We start from the raw sequence: 19,913 nt of genomic DNA, 5'->3' as shown, positions 1-19,913 counted from the left end.
GCGCATTATAGGGAGCGGCGCTGGGATGACAAGGGCTTTTTGTGAAAAAGATCTCGTTTGCTGAAAAAGCAGCCTGAAGAGGATGAAACGCGTTCTTTCACCCTCTTTTACGCCGCTTTTTTGCTCAAGGCTTCGCTCTGGGCCTGGATGTAGTTGACCCAGCTGGTCGCCCGCTGTTGCCAGTTACCATCTTTTTGCAGTTCGAGGGCCAGTTCCAGCGCCTGTGCATACTGCTGTTTATTAAGGTGTGCCTGAACCAGCAGCGCCTTGGCTCTATTACCCTGCTCTCCCTTGGAAGACTTGATAACGGCCAGCTGGCTCATGGCCTCATCGGTCTTGCCTTGCTGCAGCATCAGTTCTGCTGCGCGCATGCCCGCCTTGGGGTGTGCGTACTGTTTGGCGAGCAGTTGCCAGCTGTCGACGGCCTTGGGCCATTCGCGGGCACCTTCCCACAACTGAGCCAGCAACTGCTGATTCTCGGCACTCTGCTTCATTTGCCCCTTGGCCATAGCCGCCTCCAGCAGGCGGGCGCCACGATAGGGCAGCCCCTGCCAGGCATACAGGCGGATCAGCTGACCGCGCGTGGCCACATCATCCATCACTTGGCGATCGATGGCGGTCTGCAACAGTACCAGCGCCTGATCGCCTCGTTTGGCAGAGAGGTTCAAAGAGACCGCCTGCTGCCACCACTTGCTCTCTTTTGGCTCGCGGCGGACAAGCTCCTGCGCCTGATCGGCCGCCACGGCGTAACGCTGCTGGGCGGTCAGCGCCGAGAGACGAATGATCGCCGCCTGCTTGTTCCAGCCTTTTTTCAGCAGTTGCTCGCTCTGGCTGGCCGCTTCACCGTATTGCTTGTTGTGGTAATAGAGGCCTGCCAAACGCAACCTAAGACTGTCGTCGGCCTTGAGCGCAAGGGCAGCCTTGTAGCTGGCGATGGCGCCGGACCAGTTGGATTGCTGAGCCTGGATGTCACCACGCAGACGCAACAGCTGGAGTTGTTGCTGCTCCGGCCACTCTTTATAAGCCAGCGCCTGTTCCACGTAGCGGCTCGCCTGAGTGGTTTGCTGCAAATTGGCCGCCAAGGAGGCCTGCAACTGGGCCAGCCAGGCTTTCTCGGCATCGGATGCAGGTTTGAGTCCACTCGCCTTGTTCTGGGCCTGTTGCCACTGACCAGACTGGTAGAGCTTCATCACGGGCTCCAGCTGGCGGGAGAAATACGGGCTCACCTCCATGGCCAGGCAGGCTTGGCTGACCAGGGCCAGCAGGCAGATCCAGATCCGCAGCATGGTTATGACTCCAATTTGAATTTGAGATTGATGGTTTGTACCAGCTTGTCGGTGGCACCCGGTCTCGGCTGATAGCGCCACTTGCTGACCGCCTGGATGGCGGCCCGCTCAAACTGACGCTTGGGCTTGGCCTCGAGCACTTCCACATCCTGGACGCGTCCATCCGCATCGACCGTGAAGCGCAGGGTGACCGAGCCTTCGATGCCGGCCTGCTGGGCACGATAGGGGTAGACGGGTTCGACTCGCTGCAAAGGGGTCAGCATGTTGCCGACGGCGATGCCCACCCCTTGTGATTCACCGTGGAAGTTGCCACTCGCGACCGGTGCTGGACTGGTGGCAACGCCCGGGGCATAGACCTGCACCGCACTCAGGCTGGAGACGAGATCCAGGCTCGGCTGTACCGAGGGCAGGGGGGCCGCTGCCGGCATGGGCATGGGGGCAGCGGCCAGCGCCGCAGGGGGCTCGGGTAGGGGCTCAGGCTCCTGGGGCACAGGGCGTTCACGCACCTGAACCTCGGTCACCTCGTTTTGCATGTTGATGACGATGGCCTTCTGCTCGGCCGAGTTCTTCTCCCCCTTGGGAGGTTCCACCAGGGTGGCCATGAACAGCAGGATCGCCAGACTGAGAGCGACCCCCAGTCCCAGGCTCATCAGCTTGTACTTCATTTCGGCGCTACCGCCACGGCGATATTGGCGATCCCGGCCGCCTTGGCCTCATCCATCACCCGCACCACACGGCCATGGGGCACCCGCTCATCCGCCTGGATAACCAGGCTGGCATCTGGTTGCTCAGTCAGCAGACGGGCCAAGCTGGCTTGTACGCGCTCCACATCGACCTGCTTGCGGTCGAGGAAGATCTGCCCCTGGGCACCGATGGCCAGCATGATGCTGGAGGATTTCTGGGGCTTGGCCTCGCTGGCCTGGGGTCTGTGTACCTCGAGCCCGGCCTCGCGCACGAAGGAGGTGGTCACGATGAAGAAGATCAGCATGATGAACACGATATCCAGCATGGGGGTCATGTCGATCTGCACTTCATCACGCTGACGTTTGGATTGCCGTCTCATTGCATTACCTTCTCTTCTCGCAAGCCGTCACGAGTCTTGGCCAGCGCACGCTTGGCCCGGCTCTCGAGCCGGCTGAGTAACAACACACCGGACAGCGCCACCACCATGCCCGCCATGGTGGGGATGGTGGCGCGGGAGATCCCGCCCGCCATACTTTCCGGGTTAAAGCGGTTGGCCGCGGCCAACGCATCGAATACGCCTATCATGCCGGTGACAGTGCCGAGCAGACCCAGCATGGGGCAGAGCACTACCAGGGTGCGGATGAAGATCAGATGGCGATTGAGCTCGAGCTCGGCCTCGGCCAGCCAGCGGCCACGGATGGCCTTGGCATGCCAGCTGTGATGCTCGCTACGGGCCTGCCAGCGGCCGAACAGCTGACGCTGCAAGGGGCTGAACCCCAGATGCAGGTAGAGCAGCCGCTCGATCATCAGGATCCACATCAGCACCAGCAGGGCCAGGATGACCCAGAGCACAGGGCCACCACGGCCCATGAAGCTCTGCAACTGTTGCCAGATGTCGAGCATCATGCCACCCGCTCCATCCCATCCGCGTTACTCTCGGCCCGTTCGGCCAGGATGCCGGCGACTTGCTGCTCCAGCACATTGGAGAGTTCGGTGAAACGAGACTGCAGCAGGCTGTGAGCCAGGATCAGCGGAATGGCGGCCACCAGCCCCTGTACCGTGGTGATCAGCGCCATGGAGATGCCGCCCGCCATGATCTTGGGATCACCGGTACCAAACTGGGTGATGGCCTGGAAGGTGCCGATCATGCCGGTCACAGTGCCGAGCAGACCCAGCATGGGGGCGATGGCGGCGATGACCTTGACCATGCCGATACCGCGCTCGAGGCGGGGGGTTTCCTGCAAGATAGCCTCGTCCAGACGCAGTTCGAGGGTCTCCATGCTCAGCTCGGGGTGTTGATCCGCCACAGTCAGCACCCGACCGAGGGCATTGTCGGTGTGGTATTCGCCGCTCTTAAGCTGACGGCGCACTCGGGTCAGTTCACGGGACAGGGTCCACAACCGCACGCCGGCGATGCCCAGACCGATGGCGGCCAGCAGCACTATGATGGCGCCAACCTGGCCCCCTTGCTGGACTTGCTGCCAGAAGGTGGGCGCCTGAGCCAGCATATCGAGCAGCACGCCGTGGGAAGGATCCAGCGGCAAGGCTTCACCCTCCTTGCCCTGATAAGCGGTCAACTCGGATTGCAGGGCACCGGGCAGACCCAGTACCGGACTCAGCCCTTCACCGCTCGGTTGCAGATAACCTGCGCTGCCAAACAGCGCGAAGCTACCGACCCGGGTCAGTGTCTGTTCACTGGCTGCACCCTGAGCGTCGAGCACCTTGCCGCTGAACTGGGTGACACGGCCCGACTCGCGGATCTCTTGCATCAGGGTGGCGGGCAGCAGGGCGAGGGCGGCGCGATCCGGCACCTGCTTGTCCTGAGCCATCGCCTTCAGCGCGGCCAAGCGGTCCGGATGTTGTCCCTGAACGGAAGAGTCAGCCAGCAGCTTGACCGCATCGCTAGCCCCCTGACGGGTCACGGCGAAGATCTCGTTCATGTCGCCGGAGGCTTGCTCCCACTGGCCCTTGAGTTCAACCAACTGCTTTTCGTTGTCGGCAAACTGGCTCGCCAGCTGTTTGCTCAGGCTTTGGGCCGCGACCAGCTTGGCACGGGCGCTGTTCAACTCGGAGGAGACGGACGCCAGATCCTGCTGGGCAGTCTGTTCCCGGGCCTGCTCCTGTGCCTGCCAGTCTTCATTGGCGACAGCCAGCGGAGAGCCTAGGGAGAGGAGGGTGATAAGGGGGAACCACTTCATGGCTGCTCTCATGATTGGGACTCCTGGCTACGGGCGACGGACAGGGGCACATGCAACAGTTGCGGGACTTTCTTGTCGGCCGCCATGTCCAGCGCATCGGCGATGGGCGACAACCATTCACTGTCGAGCGCCAGCCATTGCTTGCTCTCGGCAGACCAGCGCCAGGCCTGGCTGCGATCCGCCGTCATGGCCAGCAGGGAGACGCGGCCCAGGGCCAGCACATCGACCCGGCGCTCGGCACCATCCAGCACCAGCTGCGCAGGATAGGCATCCATCCGGCTGCCATATTCCGCTTCGATCTGGTAGGCCTGCAGCAGTTGACGGAATTTCTCCGCCTCGCTCACATCGGCCCGCGCCAGGGTCACCTTGAGCTGCTCGACTCGCGCCAGCCTGTCCTCTTTGCGCAGAGGAATATCGTCCTGCACCAGCTGTTCCAAATCGGCCTGCATCTGCAACATCAGGGGGATCAGCCCTTGCCGGGTCTGCTCCACCGCCGCCAGCTGACTGGTCAGTTTGCCCAGCTCATTTTGCTGATCGACCACCAGTGATTGCATGTAGCGGTTGTAGGCTTCCAGATCACGCAGCTGGAGTTGTGCATTCTGCAACTCCACGCGGGCGGAGACGGCCGCATCAGCCGCTTTTTCCACACGCTGTTGGGAAGATTTTCCATCAGCTATGCTGTTCTTCAGTGCGGGCGCGACCAGATCATCTGCATTGGCGACGAAATGCGCGGCCAGTGGCAACAAGGCCAGACCCCAGAGCTTTTTCATGGTACATAATCTTAACAATGATAACTATTCTCATTGTCTCAAAGAGTAGTGCCAGTGGCAATCAGATGATTTTCTTGGCCTCTGGCTGAAAAAACAGGATAATTTTTAGACAAGCACGGGAGTTACTGGCGTTGGTACTAACAACACCACATTAAATAACTAAAAAATGTCTTTTCGATCAGGATGATAAATGGTCGAAAAAGGAGAATGACATGTTCAACGATGCGATCTGGGAACACATAGATCGGTTCACCAAGGCCAAGAAGACGAGCGAGATCCAGCAACAACTGGAGCGTTTCAGTCATCAAATGGGTTTTGATTACTTCCGTCTGCTGATTATTTTCCCCATCAGCATGCAGAAATCCCATGTGGCATTGTTTAACAACTGCCCGACCAGCTGGTTTGATGCCTATACGGAGCGGCACTACCTGACTCAGGATCCAGTGGTCTTTCTGGGGCTCAAGCAGACCCAGCCCATCTTCTGGAACAAACTCGATTGCGACTCGCCTTGGCTGCCCAGCGCCAGCCGGGAAGTCATGAACCTGGCCGCCGATTTCGGGGTCAGGAACGGCGTATCCTTCCCGCTGCACACCCCACAGGGAGAACACGGTATCCTCTCCTTCATCAGCAAGGAAAAATCCAATTCCGACCTGATGTTTGAAAACGTTCCCTTGCTGTCATTCTGTGCCAGCTACATCTTCAACTCGGCGCTGCAGCTGATCAAGAGCAGGCCGGATCTGATGAAGTACCTGGCCGAGCTGTCGGATCGGGAGAAGGAGTGCCTGTTCTGGGCCAGCGAGGGCAAGACCTCCTGGGAGATTGCTACCATCCTCGGGATCAGCGAGCGTACGGTAAACTTCCACCTCAATCAGGTCACCAACAAGACCGACTCCAAGAACCGCAATCAGGCGATCGCCAAGAGCATCTCCAGCGGCATCATAGTGCCCTCGCTGAGCGATGTGACCATCACCAACCTGCGCCTGTCCTAGGCTGCGCAGCGTCAACGAAAAGAGCCGCAGAGTGCGGCTCTTTTTTATGACTTGGACTTCTGGTCCGACACAGTAATGCCTACGGGCGGGTTCCGCCTAGCCTGTGCCCTCCAATTGCGCCAGCGCGGCATCGAAGTCGAAGCGATCGACCCGCTGGGCGACCCTGGCCAGGCGATCAGCCAGCTCGGGGGGGAGGGCGAGGGCCCGCAGCTCCACCAGCGCCTCGACGGCCTCGCTGTCACTCTCGGCCAGCAGATGACCCAACCTGAGCAGCTTGGACTGCAACTCTGCCTCAGGCGCTTGCACGGCAATGGCTTGCGCCGCCCCTTTATCCGCCAGCTGGACCAGGGTAACGAACACGGGCGCCAAGGCTTGTTCCACCTCGGCCAACGCCATCTGGATTGATTCACTACTGGCGTGGCTCTGACAGAGCCGCTCCAGTGCCGCTGCCGCCTGCGCCACGCCAAATGCGCCAATATTGCCAGCGGTTCCCTTGAGGCTGTGGGCGAGGCGGGTCGCCGCCATAGAATCCGGATCGACAAGGGCCAGCTCGAACTGTCTGGTGAACCCCTGATTGGCGCCGTGAAACGTGTGCAGCAACCTGTGATAGAGATCCGCATGCCCCTGGCAGGTCGCCATTCCGGCTATCTGATCGAGCCCACCCGGTTCGGCAAGCTGGCCGGGGTCAGACGTTACGGCATCAGTTGCGAGCACGGGCGTATGGACGCGCGGCTTGATCCACTTAGCCAGGGTCGCAAACATGGCCGCCACGTCGAGCGGCTTGGCGATGTGATCGTTCATGCCGCAAGCCAGCGCCTGCTCCCTGTCCCCTGTCATGGCGTTGGCGGTCATGGCGATCACCGGCAGGCTGGCAAAGCGCTGCTGTTGGCGGATCCGACGGGTCGCTGTGTAACCGTCCATCACCGGCATCTGACAATCCATCAGGACACCATCGAAATCCGCGTCCTGCGCCAGCAGATCGAGCGCTTGCTGACCATTGACCGCGAGACGAAGCTCTATACCAGCCTCCTGCAACAGCTCGCTGGCCAGCTCCCGATTCAATTCGTTATCTTCCACCAGCAGCAGTCGGGCCCCCCGCAGGCTGGCCGTCGTACTGGCGTTCTGCTCGCTTCGCTCGGTGGCACGGCTATCCATTTGCGGAACCTTGCCGAGTACGCTGCCCAGCGCCTCCAGCAAGGTGGATGGGGTCACCGGCTTGGTCAGTACCACGGGCAGCGCCACCCCCTGCAACTCGGCCTGCTCGCGCACCTCCTCACGCCCGAAGGCGGTCACCATGATCACAGACGGCGTCTGCGCCAGCTTGGTCATATGCATCTGGCGCACCGTTTCCACCCCATCCATGCCCGGCATGCGCCAATCCATCAGCACCAGATCGTAAGACAGCGCCTTGCGCTCGGCCTCCACCAGCATCGCCAGGGCGGCCCGACCGCTGTCGGCTACATCCACCTCTATGCCAAAGCTGCTGGCCATGCCATAGAGGATCTCGCGAGCGCTGGCATTGTCGTCCACCACCAGGGCGCGGGTGCCGAGCAGCTCGTCCAGCGTGAACATGCGCCTCGGCAGCGCTTCGTGCTGGCGCCCCAGCATGGCCCGGAAGTGGAAGGTCGAGCCCTGCCCCGGCTCGCTCTCGACCCAGATGCTTCCCCCCATCATCTCGACCAGACGTTTGGAGATGGACAAGCCGAGTCCGGTGCCGCCGTACTTGCGGGTGGTCGAGCTGTCGGCCTGGCTGAACGACTGGAACATGCGCTCACACTGTTCGCGATTCATGCCGATGCCGGAATCGCGCACCCAAAAATGCAGCTCCAGCTGCTCACCCTCCTCCTTGATCACCTCGGCACCCACCACTATCTCCCCCTGCTCGGTGAACTTCACCGCGTTGTTGCCGAGGTTGATCAGGACCTGTCCCAACCGCAGCGGGTCCCCGATCAGCGCTGTGGGCAGCTCGAACGCCGTATTGAACAGCAGCTCGAGTCCCTTGTCCTCGGCCCGCAGGCCTATCATGTTGGCAAAGTTCTCCAGCACATCCTCCAGATGGAAGGGGATCGTCTCCAGCTCCATCTTGCCCGCTTCAATCTTGGAGAAATCGAGGATGTCATTGATGATGCCAAGCAGGTTCTCCGCCGAGCGGTGTACCTTCTCTATATAGTTGCGCTGACGGCGATCCAGACTGGTACGCAACGCCAGGTGGCTCATGCCGATGATGGCGTTCATCGGGGTGCGGATCTCGTGGCTCATGTTGGCGAGGAAGGCACTCTTGGCCTGAGTCGCCTCCTCTGCCACCGCCCGCGCCTCGGTCAGGGCGGTGACATCTATGTTGACCCCGGTGGCCCGCAGCGGAGCCCCCTCAGGGGTGCGGGTGAAACGGCAGAGGGATTTGAAGGTGCGCACGGCTCCATCGCCCTGGCGCACGATACGAAAGTCGATCTCGATCCGGTCAGCCCCCTCGTCGAGCGCACGTTCGAACGCATTGCTGGCATCGATGGCATCATCCGGGTGCAGCAGCGCCTTCCAGTGCTCCTGCGTGCCGCCGAATCCTCCCGGCGCCAGGCCGAACATCTTCTCCAACTGCGGCGTCCAGTAATTGCGACCGGTCACGAGATCGATGTCGTACAGCCCTATACCCCCCGCCTCTTGGGCCAGGGTCAGCCGATCGCTGGCCGTGCGCAGTCTGGCACCCATGGCCCTGCGTTCGCTCACGTCCCGCACCGAGGCACACACACAGGTGCCACGCCCTATCAGGGTGGGCAGATGAGACAGACCTATCTCCACGGAGAACAGGCCGCCGTCCTTGCGCACCCCTTGCAGATCCTCGATGGCGGCCCCCATCTGACGGGTGCTGGTCTGGGTAAGGAAGGCATCGCGCAGCGCCACATGGTGACCGCGCGCGCCCTCGGGTACCAGACGCTCTATGGGCTGGCCGATCAGCTCACCGGCGGCGTAGCCAAACAACTGATCCAGTTGCGGGTTGGTCAGCAGAATGAGTCCGTCGGCACCTATCACCAGCATGCCATCCGGCGCCGCCTCTATGATGCCGCGATACCAGGCCTCGGTGGCCCGCAGGGCGCTCTGCTGCGCCTCCAGCTCCACCGCCTGGCGCTCCAGTTGCAAGGTCTGATCCCCCATCTCGTCGGCCTGGCGGCGAGTCTCCTGCAACAGAGTGAGAGCAGCCTCGCTGCGCTCCATGATGGCCATGGCCCCCGCCAGCCTGGGCAAGACCTCCTGCAACAACAGTGTCTCCGTCTCGCCCAAGGGCTGGAAACCCGCCAGTTCCAACACCCCGAGCAGACGCTCTCCCCGCAGCACCGGCAGCACCAGCAGCTGGCTGGCTGGCCCGGCGCCGAGCTGGGTGCGCACATGCCAGAAGGAGTCCGGCACCCCGGTAAGCTCACGTTGCAGGTGATCGAGGGCACACTGGCCCAGCAGCCCTTCCCCCAGAGCAACCTCTTCGGCGAGCGGGTACTTGGGATCGTTCGCATACCCTCCCACCAGATGCAGGCTGGCGGAGCCCTGGTGCAGGCTGTAGAGCGCCCCCTGACAGGCGCCGAGGGGCGGGGCGATACGGCCGAAGAAGGCCTGCGCCAGCTCTGGTGGCGTCTCGGCCTGTTGCAGATCGGTCTGCAGCAGGGAGACCTGGGCCTTGATCCTGCGCTGCAGCTCTAGCTGACGGGCCTCCAGCTGCAGGGTGGCGATAGCCCGCGCCAGATCACCGGTCTCGTTGTGCATGTCGACATGAGGGATGGGTTGATCCAGCTGCCCGGCCGCCAGCTGGTCCACCGCTTGCCGCACCCGTTCGAGGGGATTGCGGATCGACTTGCTCACCAGCCAGACCAGGATCAGCGACAACCCAAGCCCGCCCAGCAGCAGGGAATAGGTGAGCAGGCTGCTCTGCTTGGCAAAGCCTGTGATCTGGATGACCAGATCCCGCAGTGCGGACTGTTTGACCTCGGCGATGTGCTCCAGCATGGCATCGGCGCGAGCATCCAGTCGCTCAAACTCATCGCCGTTGAGTAGCGCCTGCGCCTGCTCCTGATGGCCCTGGGCGGCCAGTTGCAGCGCCTTGTCGCTGAGCTGCTGGTGGCGCTCGAGTTGCAGATCGAGATCCGATGAATTGACCAGGCTCTCGGTGCGCCACAGGGTCGGCTTGGCCAGGGCCAGCTCCTCATACAGTTTTTTCTGGGCATCCTGCAACTGCTTGAAGGCCTCGAGCCGCACCTCTGGATCATTCGAACCTATGGCCTTGCGCAGGGACTGCTGGATGTGCGGCAGTTGCACCCGCGCCTCCTGCAGATGGATGGCTCCCACCAGGTCCTTGCTGTAGAGATGATCCAGATCCCGGGTCAGCTTGTCCTGGGTACGCAGGCTCTGGATGCCGAGGGCCAACGCCAGCGCCAGCAATACGGCGAACCCCAGTATCAGCTTGTGCCGCAGCGCGAGCCGTTCAAGCAGAACCAGCACTCTCATAGGGGCTCCTTGTCCTTGGCTCAGGGGGTGGGGTGATGCTTGGCCGCCTGCAGCTCGGCCATGTCCTGCTCACTGTCGCTGAAACGATCGGCGATGGCCTTGAACTCATCGGTGGCAGACAGGAAGGCGGCGCAGACATCTGGGTCGAAGTGCCAGCCGCCGCCCTGACGTATGATGTCCACCGCCTCCTCGTGGGGCATGCCGGGCTTGTAGACCCGGCGGCTGATCAGCGCATCATAGACATCGGCTACCGCCATCAAGCGGGCGCTGATGGGAATGGCATCCCCGGCCAGCCCTTCCGGGTAACCACTGCCATCCCACTTCTCCTGATGGCTGTAGGCTATCTCCTTGGCCAGGCGCAGAAAATCCACCGACATGCCGAGCTGATCCTCCGCCCGCTGGATGGCGTCTCGCCCCAGGGTGGTGTGAGTCATCATGACCTCAAACTCCTCCTTGGTGAGGCGGCCGGGTTTGAGCAGGATATGATCGGGAATACCGACCTTGCCGATGTCGTGCAAGGGGGCCGACTTGAACAGCAGGTGTATGGCCTCATCGTTGAGGAAGTGGCGAAAACGCGGATGATCCCGCAGCAGCTCGGCCAGCAGCTTGACGTAATGCTGGGTGCGGCGGATGTGGTTGCCGGTCTCGTTGTCGCGGGTCTCCGCCAGAGAGGCCATGGCCTGTATGGTCACCTCCTGGATCGCCATCACCTCACGGGTGCGGCGCCGGACCTCCTGCTCCAGGAAGTCGTTCTGATCCCGCAGGAAATCGGTGGCGGCCTTGATCTTCAACTGGGTATCGACCCGGGCCAGCACCCGCGGCGGGCTGATGGGCTTGGTGATGTAATCGACGGCGCCGAGCGCCAGCCCCTGGATCTCGTTCTCCATGGCCGCCATGGCGGTGAGAAAGATGATGGGAATGTGGCGGGTACGCGTCTCTTGCTGGAGCCGCTCTGCCACCTGAAGGCCCGACAGCCCCGGCATCATGATATCCAGCAGGATAAGGTCTGGCAGGGGATCCCCCTGCAGGATGCGCAGGGCCTTCTCACCGTTGGTGGCAACCTTGACCCTGTACTTGTCCCTGAGCAAGTCCGCCATCAGCATCAGGTTGTCCGGGGTATCGTCCACCACCAGTATGGTGGCGGGCTGATGGGGGTGTTGCGAGTGGTTCATGGCGATCTCTGCTCCGGCTCAACAATGAGTGGCAATCGGCATGAGCCACTCGCTCTAGAGGAAGCTTAGTCGGGAAATAATCCACCTGCTTTCAATCACTTGAATAAGAAAAAACCGGTGAATCACCTCTGTGATCCACCGGTTTATTGGACGCTATTTGCCTGATAACAAGGGAATAAGAGGCTCATCTGTGGGATGAAAATAAAGTTTCATCATTTTATGCTCAACGAACCCATTGACCTTATTGGATGGTCAGCCTGCTATCTATAGATAAAGTATCATCATAATTGTGGATAACTGCCCAGTGTTGCCCAGCGTAGTGAAAATAAAGTTTCATCATAGATCAGGCCACTGGGGTCACATTGAATCCTTGTCGACAGAACAACACGTGATCCGACCTCCTCAAAATCATGGCTGGGTTTGTGAGCAAAGAACCGTTTCAACCCTACAAATGTGATAGTTGCAAAGGTGCCTGGCTATATGATGTCGGGCCGGGCATAATTGGTCTGTCACCTACCTAACTGAAACACCAAAGAAACAAACACTATGCCAAGAACCTCCACTAAACCATTGACATTCATCGACGCTTTCGCAGGTTGTGGCGGTCTTTCTCTCGGTTTGATGCAGGCAGGGCTAGTTGGCCACTTTGCTATTGAACGTGACGCCTTTGCTTTCGCCACGCTAAAAAAGAATCTGTTAGCTGAGGAAACGCCCCATAGTTACACTTGGCCAAGTTGGCTCCCTACGGAGCCCATTGGTATTGATGAAATTCTTAGTGATTACCGAGAACAACTCGAGAAAATCTCGGGAAGCATTGATGTATTAGTTGGCGGTCCTCCATGCCAGGGTTTCTCTGCTGCAGGACGTCGGCAACATGATGATCCGCGTAACCAGTTATTTGATTCATATTTGAAGTTGGTCGATATACTCAAGCCTAAGGCCGTGTTGATCGAGAATGTGCGTGGATTTACTATCGATTTCAGTGCAGGTGACGAGATCAAGAATTTTTCCCAACTCCTCAAGAATCGGCTGTCTGATGGTTATATGGTTTATGAAGAGCTACTTGATCTCTCAATCTTTGGCGTGCCACAGGCGCGCACACGCTACTTTGTCCTTGCTTTCCGCACTGAGCTGAATGTACCAAATCCATTCTTGCACCTTCAAAACCGCCTTCCCTCATTTTTACGCTCACTTCGCTTGACGGCTCCAGTTTCTTCATATGCCGCTATTTCTGATCTCGAAGTTGCGCGAAACGGAAAACGACAATCATTGGAGAGCAATGGCTTTGAAGAAACATGTTATCTGGGACCTCTTACCCACTACCAAAAATTAATGAACACAGGGGGCATAACCCCCACTGATTTGCGTCTAGCTCGACATCGCGAGGATATTGTTGATCGCTTCAAACAGCTCATTGAGCTTAGCCATGCTGAGGGGCGTTTAAATAAAAGCGTCGGGGCCGAAATGCGTGAGAGATTTGGTCTGAAGAAAATGGCTTTGCGTGTACTTGATCCAGATCGCCCATCGCCGACTATAACAAGCATGCCTGATGATTTGCTGCATTATTCCGAGCCGCGCACTCTGACCGTTCGGGAGAACGCGCGGCTACAAAGCTTCCCCGACTGGTACTCATTTCAAGGCAAGTACACATCAGGCGGCCACCGGAGGAAACAAGAAGTGCCTCGTTTCACACAGGTGGCCAATGCTGTACCACCACTCGCCGCAAGAGCGATTGGAGAGACATTAGTGGAACTGTTCAGTCATCAATCAGCGAATCCGAGGATAGATGAACATCAGGTCGACTCAGGTCTGCATGGAGTCCAGCAAGGCGCGGAAGTCAGCACGTAGGTTCAGAATCAATTTGCGAAGCTCTCGCATCTGCACCATGTCGACGACTTTGCCTGCATCATCAATGACGGAGTTGGGCTTGCCCTGGGGAACCATAACTACATGTCCGAGGGTATTGCGCTCACGAACAACACCCTCGCGATACGCTTTAACAGTCGCTATACCAGTCGCATGCGCCTCGAATTCATCCATACCCAGAATACTCGCCAACATGCGAAGGCGATGGTCCGATGTAAAAAGCATATGAGTATTAAATAGAGCTTCAACACTAGGTGCGGCTTTTAACTTCTCGCCTTGCCTCGCGATATTCTCGACTTGTTCCATCACACGCCTCATCGCTTCCTCAATGAATTTGGCCTTGCCCGTGTCATTGAGCTTGTTGTGCGCCAAAGTCAGGCATGTGTTGACCATATGATCGATGTCACTCGTGGCTCCCATAACTATGCCACGAGTATGATCGAGGTCGAGGACCTTCTTGATCAGTGACTCAAAAACGCCTATCACTTCGTCGACAAGGTCTGCTCGACCGGCACAGTAAACACCCTCTAGTTGCTTTTCGTAGGCCTTTTGTCGTAACTCTACGACCGCAGCCTGCCCAGAATAGAAGACCACGTCTTTGTACTGAACGATTTGGCGAATACGCTCGATTGCATCTTCGCCGTGTTCATTGTTGCCTAGATCCCAATCCACCAGGATCAGATCAACCTCATCCGTGAATACGTCTTCAGAAATGACCTCTTCCATTTGAGCGAGCGTCGTGCACTGACGAGGCTTGAACTCAAATCCCTCGTTAGCCATCTGCAACGCGATGCTCTTGATCTGATGGACCACACTGGCAGGCTGGTCATCCACCCACAGCACGTTAAAATCGAGTCTCACACCTTTCTCCCCTTTGCTGCGATCTTAATGACGAGACCCAGCCCTTTTTTTATTTCATCATCGAGTTCAATACTGCCCCCCATTTCGCCAAGAGCTTGCCGGACATGGTAGAGACCGAGGCCTGAGCCCATAGTTGTCGTGTAACCCATTTCAAAAATGCGTGAACCATTAGTGCCTGGAGCAAGACCTCGCCCATTGTCACTCACATGAATAGTAAGGCCGCTCTTATTCTCTTGCGTGAGAATGAAGTTAATACGAGACGCCTTAGCCTTTCGCGCATTACTAACTAGATTATCAATAACAATCGCAGCATCGATCGGATTGAAGCGCAGTTTCATACCAGGGTGAGTATTTTCGGCTGCAATCTGCAACCGAGCACTGCCGGTGGTACGGGCAATTTGCTCGATGTAGTCATAGATAAAAGCAGCAAGATCGGTCTCTATTTTTTCGGAATCAAGCTTGAATTTCGCTTTTGCAGCAAACTTCGTTACTGACATGACTTTCCTATTGAGGAAGGCCATCTGCTCCAGCGTCTTAAGAACTGTATCGCGGGGAATTGATACCTCCCCAGCAGTCTCAGTTAAGAAATTCTCAATTTGCTGAGCGATGTCTACGGCATATATAGTCACCTGATGATGAAGATTTAGTATTGTGGCGGAATCTACGCTGACAAACGACTCCAGAAAATGCGCACGCCGCTGCTCCGTCTCTACTTCCGCCTCAGCGGTATCTGCGCGGCGGTTTGCGGCCGCAGCAGCCTCCAGCGCCTGATCGGCTACTCTGCGTGCGTCGGCCTCAGACCTTTTCAAATCATCGAAGCGGCGCTCGGCTGCGTCGAGCCGCGCAAGCATCCCCTTATCATCCGTTTTTTCGGCAATAGAACGCAGACTGACCAGCGATGTCTCGAAATCGCTGGAGCGTTCGTTAATCAAGTCGATAAGCCGCTTGCTGTACTCGATGAGCTGCACCTTCTCGTTGTCAACGAGATTGGCAACGGCTGCTGTTACACGTGCGCGCCCAGGATCTGTCATCAATCTAGAAAGGTCGTCGGTGAGGCCATCCGGTTTGTCGACCCAAGATACAGGCACAACATATTTTTCGAGACGTTTCAGGCAGTGATCCATGACCGCCTTTTGCAACTGCACTACGGCAGGTGTTTCGATTAGCCCTTGGTTGCGGCTCGATACTTCTTGGAAGTCATCATCGGATCCAGAAACGTCGACTCGCCCAATGACTTCGCGCGCACCCAAGAAGCGTGCATAGCCTTGCTGCTTGCGGCGACTGAAGCCAAACCAATCGTCTCCGTCTTCTCCAATCGGATAGACGCGGAAATTGTTCCTGAAGAGAAAAACCGACCCGAACTGAACTGACGGCAAGCCGACCCGTCGAGCGAATGTAACCTTCGCTGACTGGTTGAGGTAGTAGATCTCACATCTGAAACCCGCTGTAGACAGATACTGATACGGGTTGGGTTCAGCAATTCTATATATAACCTCTCCACGATCCGTAAGCACCGTGTGCAACTCATCACCATCAATGGTTACACGAATGAACGTCGTCTTGTCTTGTAAAGTGGAAAAGATGAAATTGCCAATTTGGCCATTGACCAGATCTTTAGGTAGAACCCCCTCTCCCTCCTTCGTGCGAGAGTCAATGAGCCTCTTATCCTCAGCCTCTTCAGCCGGTGCTGTTATATATATACCGAAGCCGTCTATCTCTTCACCAAAAGGATTGATCAGTTTTGCCAGAGATGCCTTTAGGTCCAAGATGCGCTGTCGCGACCAAGGCAGCCTCAGCCGCTGGATAGTGACCACAGTGCCATGTTTGAGGGTTGACTTGAACTCATCCAGCTCGGCCGGCAGCTCAAAAGAACCCTGCTTGACGTATCTAACGGGAACTTTCTCGAAATGCTCTTTGGCATCCTTCTCGAACAGCTCCCAATCGACAGTCAGCCGATGGACCGTATTGGTTTCGCCCCTAGGGCGGCTTTGTATGACAACTTCCTCACCCAGGCGATCAGAAGAAAAACGGCCAATGCCTTTGCTGCCGGCATAGTGCCTACGCTCGGCTGCAATATTGCGGAAGTCATCAGCAGGCCGATCGCTACGCTTTGACGAGTAGGCAACAAACAGCCACTTGCCTGTAAGATCCTCATAAGACATGCCGGAACCGTTGTCGGCGATGACAATAGCTTCATCGCCGAAGTACAGTTGCACGCTGTCTGCACCTGCATCGAATGAATTTTTGACGAGTTCGAATATCGCGACTTCGTCATCAGTAATGAGCTCCCGACCCAACACACGTTTTAGGCCAGTACTGACATCGAAGTGTAGGTTTTGTTTTTCAGACAAATTCATCATCCTTTGCCAGATCTCGACTTATCTGGACGTGTTTAATTTTTAATCGAAAATAAGCGGTGTATTCATGCCGAGGGTTGAGGCCATCTAAAGATGTGGTAGTCAAAAGATTCTGTTTATATTACCGCCATGACTCATCATCACCTATAACGCTTTCACTCCCTCCTTCAACCGCAGCACCCAAGCATCAACCCTTACCTGAAGTTGATCCGTCGAATTTTCTTTTGGGTGATGAATCGAATGAAAAGACTTGCAGACCTTTTCCATGAGTGTTGGCCATCTCAGAGAGAACTTAACCATATCTTTAAGTATTCTATCGATACAATCTCTAGCGTTTGCTTCTGCTCGGAAGATCACGATTCGGGTGGACAGTCGCTTCTTGTTATCGGAAGTATCAACTTCCAACAAGTACCGCTCCCAACCATCTTCCAGCCTGAACCTCGCCATCAAATAACAACGGGGCGTATTATCGTCCATCATGTGGTAGCTGCAGCAAGGCACCTGGGGCAGAGGCTTCACCTCCAACTCCAGCAGCTCGATGCCGGGCTCCTCGGCTATCTGCCGGATAATATCCCTGAGCATCACGAAACGGTTGGGAAACTGACCAGTGTCTTTCGGTACATCCAACTGCTGGAACTCCCCCGGAGCCACTGTGCCCCCCGTGACGTCGTCGGCCAAGCCCAGGATCCTCGTCTCGCCGCCGGGCACCGTATCGTCATCCACCCTCTTACCTTGGCCGGTGGCCCTCTGGCCTTGGTAGGCAATCCGTGTCGCCGGATGCTCGTCGAAGCCGATGCCTTCGATAGGCAGCTCGAGCAACTGCCTCTCCCTACCATCATCAGGCTCTTCTTCCTCATCCACCTCGATTTCCTCGGTCCCCGGGGCCGGAGGCATCCGGCCGCCGCCTTCCCCCTTTACGGACAGGCGGAGCGAAGGATGGTGGAAGTGGATCTCGTCCCGGCAGTCGAACCTGAGCCCCAGCAGCCCCCTGATCTCCCATACCAACAACTCCCTCCTGTCCTGGTCCAGGGGGCCCTGGGCCTCCATGGTGACGCCGGATAGGCAGCTCGGAGGGATGAAGTTGAACCGCCATCTGGCATACCTCGTCCCCCCTGTGTCCTGCTCCCCGTTGAGGCTTCGCCAGATAGATTCGAAGGAACTTCGCACGTCCGGGTCCAGCAGTAGCCAGCTGAAGTGGTCCCGGTACCCCTTGATCTTAAGCAGCTGACTGGGGGCCCCTGTTTTCGCCGGCGTTCGGATATGGATGATCTCTTTTTCCTTCTGCACCGAGAAAGCCATGTCCAGGCCGTTAGGCTCGAAGGCCGAGCGCACCAGAAAGCCAGCATGGAAGAAAAGCTTGCGGGCCAGTTCGAACTTGGGGAGCCAGACGGTCAGGCCATCCGCCTCGAACACGAAGCAGCGTTGGCTGGCCACCTCAGGATTGCGGGCAAGCCTTCTGGACAGGCGGGGACATTCGCCCAAGGTGCTTTCACGCCATGTATCAACTGGCGGCAGCACTAGCTTTTTAAGGAAGCCGTGCGATATGTAGGGGGTCTTATCTTCTGCGATGAACTCACGGCCAAGCCCCATCACGCATAGCATCTCCAAGCTGAATCGGCGCGGCAGCATATCACTGCCCTGGTTGAGAAAAGCCGCCAGCCGCCACTGGGCGTCTGGGTCGCTTTCCTTGAAGAAGTTTCCCATTGCCAGCAGCCTGACTCCCTTGGGTATCTGACGAAACAGCACTCGGCTCAATCCCACTCTCCCATGTACGCGATAAACGCGGCCGCCAGAGGGGCCGTCCTTTCTTTGCTCAGCCCGCAGCGTCTCTCCAGCTGCCAACGCTTGGAACACCTTCCTGCTGCTGCGTCTTCCAGCGCAGCCCTGGTCAGGCGGCGGATCTGGTACTCCCCAACAGACTCGGCATAGCGTTCAAGAAAGGTGCGACAAAGGGTGAGACTTTCCAAATGACGCTCTACCGAAGCATGGTGGGGCAGTTGCCGCAGGAACCAATTGCGGCTTCGGCGCGGCAGGTAGATCTCCTCGGCAGAGTCCCGCTCGATCCTTATCAACCGGCGCACCAGATCTCTGTCACGGCGCTTCCAGTCGGCATGACCGTAGTTGCCTCTCCGGGATGTCCTGTCCTGGTTGGTTGCGAGCAGCCATTCCCTGTCATGCCGATACAGCCAGGCGTAAACAGCCTGGCCTCCGTATTCCCTGGCAGCTTTAGGACTTCCGTGTGCAGCAAGAGCGGCAGTCCAGATAGCGCAATAGCGCAGCCGTTGTTCAGGTTCTGCCGAGAGCAAGAACTCTGGCTGGTCAGCCTGATGCCTGCTAAGGCGGCATGCCCACGCCTCCTCTATGATCCCGCTGACATCCTGTCCCGGGCGTAGGCTGGTCCAAACGATCAGGTGCTGCAGGCAGCCGAAGGCCTTGCGGTGTTTCCTGAAAAGGGCCAGTAGCCAGGGCGGCGGTTCTGCGGCCCAAAGGCCGTTGGCAATGATCCAGTCCCTAGAATGGGTGTCCTGGATCATCCGCCAGATAGCATCAGTCCTGACTTGTCTACCCCGCCGGGCGCCGCAGTCCGTGGCCAGCCGCTGGTAGAAGTTGCTCCAGCCCGCAAATCCCGGGGATCTCCCGCCTCGGTACACCAGGAGCTGCGTCAGGACGGTGGCGAGCCTTGTCAATGCGGCTTCGGCAGGGATAACGCTACCGCCGGGGAACAGGGTAGCAGCGTGGAACTCATGCCTGTGCGCCCGCCGGAACAGGATGGGGGAATCGAGAAGTAGACAGCCGTGCTCGAGGCAGGCGTCAACACCTTGCACCTGCCAGCAGCGCCGCCAGTAGGGCTCACCGAGGTTTGCCACCATCTCCTCGAAACAGAGTGGACAGTAGCGCAACCATTCCGGCCATTTGACAAGGGCTGTCGATGCGCCCGCCAAACCTATAGCGCCGGGTTGGTCCGGGGCAAGCATGGATTGGTGAAGCTTGAAACGGCGTTGCTTGGGGATGAATGGTGCGTAGAGGGGGAAGAGGGTGTGGTTGGTCACCAGTGTTTCCGGATCCAAGCCGGTGTTGCCTGCCAGGCCTTGCAGGTGGCTGGGCAAGTCGGTGACCGCAGCTACCCTGGTGTCGCCAAACAGCATGGCTAAAAGGCCCTTGTGGCTACCCATTCCCAGGTGCACCCGGCAGCGTGCGATGGCGCTGTAGAGGAGTTCGTCCGGGTAGAGCCTGGGGAAGTACAT

14 protein-coding genes are annotated in these 19,913 nt (G+C 58.1%); 2 read left to right on the top strand and 12 right to left on the bottom strand.

The annotated features are described in order from the left end of the window. Window positions 1-107: 107 nt before the first annotated feature. Genes CUC44_RS08270 through CUC44_RS08245 form a run of 6 tightly spaced genes read right to left on the bottom strand, consistent with a single transcriptional unit; the run spans window position 108 to window position 4,938 of the window. On the bottom strand, window positions 108-1,286 hold the full coding sequence (locus CUC44_RS08270) for a tetratricopeptide repeat protein (protein ID WP_167388835.1): 1,179 nt from the start codon (window positions 1,284-1,286) through the stop codon (window positions 108-110). A gap of 2 nt (window positions 1,287-1,288) precedes the next feature. Then, window positions 1,289-1,951: an energy transducer TonB gene (locus CUC44_RS08265; protein ID WP_100859486.1), complete on the bottom strand. Its 663-nt coding sequence runs from the start codon at window positions 1,949-1,951 to the stop codon at window positions 1,289-1,291. Beyond that, window positions 1,948-2,349, bottom strand: coding sequence for an ExbD/TolR family protein (locus CUC44_RS08260; RefSeq protein WP_100859485.1), 402 nt, complete (start codon window positions 2,347-2,349; stop codon window positions 1,948-1,950). The genes CUC44_RS08265 and CUC44_RS08260 overlap by 4 nt, the downstream gene beginning before the upstream one ends. After that, the gene (locus CUC44_RS08255; RefSeq protein ID WP_100859484.1) at window positions 2,346-2,876 is read right to left on the bottom strand and encodes a MotA/TolQ/ExbB proton channel family protein; all 531 of its coding nucleotides are present in this window, start codon (window positions 2,874-2,876) and stop codon (window positions 2,346-2,348) included. The genes CUC44_RS08260 and CUC44_RS08255 overlap by 4 nt, the downstream gene beginning before the upstream one ends. Beyond that, window positions 2,873-4,180 carry a MotA/TolQ/ExbB proton channel family protein gene (locus CUC44_RS08250; protein ID WP_100859483.1) on the bottom strand — a complete coding sequence of 436 codons (1,308 nt, stop codon included), beginning with the start codon at window positions 4,178-4,180 and terminating at the stop codon, window positions 2,873-2,875. Before CUC44_RS08250 ends, CUC44_RS08255 begins: the two co-directional genes overlap by 4 nt. Beyond that, window positions 4,177-4,938 (bottom strand): DUF3450 domain-containing protein, encoded by a 762-nt coding sequence (locus CUC44_RS08245; RefSeq protein WP_167388834.1) that lies wholly within the window; start codon window positions 4,936-4,938, stop codon window positions 4,177-4,179. The genes CUC44_RS08250 and CUC44_RS08245 overlap by 4 nt, the downstream gene beginning before the upstream one ends. Before the next feature lie 212 nt (window positions 4,939-5,150). Here CUC44_RS08245 and CUC44_RS08240 point away from each other — a divergent pair, with 212 nt between their 5' ends. After that, complete coding sequence (locus CUC44_RS08240) at window positions 5,151-5,927, top strand: LuxR family transcriptional regulator (protein WP_100859482.1); 777 nt, start codon at window positions 5,151-5,153, stop codon at window positions 5,925-5,927. A 96-nt stretch (window positions 5,928-6,023) separates the two neighbouring features. Here the strand turns inward: CUC44_RS08240 and CUC44_RS08235 are convergent, their stop codons facing one another. Together CUC44_RS08235 and CUC44_RS08230 are read right to left on the bottom strand one after the other, a co-directional pair. After that, window positions 6,024-10,412, bottom strand: coding sequence for a response regulator (locus CUC44_RS08235; protein WP_100859481.1), 4,389 nt, complete (start codon window positions 10,410-10,412; stop codon window positions 6,024-6,026). A gap of 20 nt (window positions 10,413-10,432) precedes the next feature. Beyond that, window positions 10,433-11,584, bottom strand: a complete 1,152-nt coding sequence (locus CUC44_RS08230) for a response regulator (protein WP_100859480.1) — start codon at window positions 11,582-11,584, stop codon at window positions 10,433-10,435. A 546-nt stretch (window positions 11,585-12,130) separates the two neighbouring features. Between CUC44_RS08230 and CUC44_RS08225 the strand changes: the two genes are divergently transcribed. Continuing rightward, window positions 12,131-13,432: a DNA cytosine methyltransferase gene (locus CUC44_RS08225; protein WP_100859479.1), complete on the top strand. Its 1,302-nt coding sequence runs from the start codon at window positions 12,131-12,133 to the stop codon at window positions 13,430-13,432. On the opposite strand, the gene CUC44_RS08220 is transcribed toward CUC44_RS08225, so the two are convergent. The 4 genes from CUC44_RS08220 to CUC44_RS08205 form a co-directional block, all read right to left on the bottom strand. After that, complete coding sequence (locus tag CUC44_RS08220; RefSeq protein ID WP_100859478.1) at window positions 13,388-14,311, bottom strand: hypothetical protein; 924 nt, start codon at window positions 14,309-14,311, stop codon at window positions 13,388-13,390. The two genes, CUC44_RS08225 and CUC44_RS08220, sit on opposite strands and share 45 nt — an antisense overlap. Next, window positions 14,308-16,662: a sensor histidine kinase gene (locus CUC44_RS08215; RefSeq protein WP_208621042.1), complete on the bottom strand. Its 2,355-nt coding sequence runs from the start codon at window positions 16,660-16,662 to the stop codon at window positions 14,308-14,310. The genes CUC44_RS08220 and CUC44_RS08215 overlap by 4 nt, the downstream gene beginning before the upstream one ends. A gap of 150 nt (window positions 16,663-16,812) precedes the next feature. Further along, a complete protein-coding gene (locus CUC44_RS08210; RefSeq protein ID WP_244166738.1) occupies window positions 16,813-18,414 on the bottom strand; it encodes a Tn7-like element transposition protein TnsE in 1,602 nt (533 codons plus the stop codon). A 5-nt stretch (window positions 18,415-18,419) separates the two neighbouring features. Next, window positions 18,420-19,913, bottom strand: a complete 1,494-nt coding sequence (locus CUC44_RS08205) for a TnsD family Tn7-like transposition protein (protein WP_100859476.1) — start codon at window positions 19,911-19,913, stop codon at window positions 18,420-18,422.

Origin of the sequence: Aeromonas lusitana (genome assembly GCF_002812985.1) — a bacterium.
In the GTDB taxonomy this organism is placed as follows: domain Bacteria; phylum Pseudomonadota; class Gammaproteobacteria; order Enterobacterales; family Aeromonadaceae; genus Aeromonas; species Aeromonas lusitana.
Note: the sequence above shows the minus strand (reverse complement) of the source record. Positions and strands in the feature narration are given on the sequence as shown.